The 1,453-nt window shown below is 46.0% G+C and carries 2 protein-coding genes; both read left to right on the forward strand.

What is annotated here, in order from left to right; genetic code table 11:
• Positions 1-537, forward strand: a 537-nt coding sequence (locus QR78_RS33300) for a DNA/RNA non-specific endonuclease (protein ID WP_179945941.1), incomplete at its 5' end; no start/stop codon positions are given.
• Positions 538-571: 34 nt separating this feature from the next.
• On the forward strand, positions 572-1,264 hold the full coding sequence (locus QR78_RS34510) for a YwqG family protein (protein ID WP_125901094.1): 693 nt from the start codon (positions 572-574) through the stop codon (positions 1,262-1,264).
• Positions 1,265-1,453: the final 189 nt, after the last annotated feature.

Consider the following 1,453-nt stretch of genomic DNA (forward strand, 5'->3'; position numbering starts at 1 on the left):
AACCGGTTCCGGTATTATGATCCGCTGACTGCGCATTATGCTAGTCCAGATCCAATCGGACTGGCCGGAGGAACAAGGAGCAATTCATACGTCTTATCACCGGCTATTTGGGTGGATCCTCTCGGTTTAGTCTGCTGCCCTAAGATTACCCGCGACAGTATCGGACGTCCGATTGAGTGGAAGGGGCAGGCTGGACCGAATGATATCGGTACTGGTACGGCTACCAATCCAACAACACGAGAATACGCTCGTTCATTGGGGCGTGCTACCGATGATGCTGGCCATGCACAAGGTAGATTGCTTGGAGGAACGGGGACAAATATAGATAATATATTTCCTCAAACTCCAAATATAAACAGGGGCGCATTTAGAGAATTTGAAAAAACAATATCGAAGCAAATCATAAGCACGGGCCAGACTGCCGATCTGAATTTAAGAGCTAATTATGTCGGAAATTCAAATAGACCGGTATCACTTGATTATGTAGCGAGGTTTCCAAATGGAACTGTCTTAAGTCAGACGTTTCCCAATCCCTAAGGCGCTTCCTATCTTCTAAAGAGAGAATGTAGTTATGGATATCTTTCACTCGCCGGTACCAGATGTTCAAAATCCTCTAAATCGCTCGTATATTGGAGGGGCGCCGACATTGCCGAAGGATTCAGCTTGGCCAGCGGATACAAAGACAGGAGAGGATTTAATATTTTTTTTCCAAATAAAGTTGCCGGAGCATCACGCCTTGGGTGGAAAAATCGTTAGCGTATTTTCGAATATAAATGCCTACGAGGCAGACCGAATAATCCCAAAACTGCCCCATGACTTGCGAGCAACGCATTTGGACCACCATTTTTTTAAAGACTATGATAGTTTTTTCAAATTTCTAATTATCGATGATGTCAATCTTTCTTTAAAAACAACATCGAGAGAGTATGTTGAACATCATATTTTGGAGTTTGGTACTTGCGGTGAAGATAAAATACGCTTCGGCTCCGGTTTTGATTGCCCATTGTGGGAACTTGACGACGAGGCGCCATTGACTTTTGAGGGAGACAAATTAAGTGTTATATTCTTATTTCAAACCATGATTGATTATGAATTTAGCGTTGTTGCTGGTGCTCCTCGACAAAAAAAGCAGAACTATGAAACTGGAGTTGGCTCAGTAGATAGCATCGATGCGCGCTATGATCTATTTGCGTCAAATGCTTGCTATTATTTTGCTTTAGGTCATAGCAATAACTATAATATTTATATAGTTCCTCAATCTTAAATGGGGCCTAAACAGTCTGTATTGTCGATGGGCTACTGCCCAGGCGGCAACGGTCAGGTGGAGGAGGCGCGCCACGGCGACGGGCTGGCGGAGCGGTTCGACTACGACGCGGCTCTGAACGTGTCGGCGTTCCAGGAGGTGGAGCGGGGCCCGGGCGGTCCGGTTCAGGCGGCGAGCCTGCTGGAGGCG

It is taken from the genome of Methylobacterium indicum, from assembly GCF_001043895.1.
Classification (GTDB): Bacteria; Pseudomonadota; Alphaproteobacteria; order Rhizobiales; family Beijerinckiaceae; genus Methylobacterium; species Methylobacterium indicum.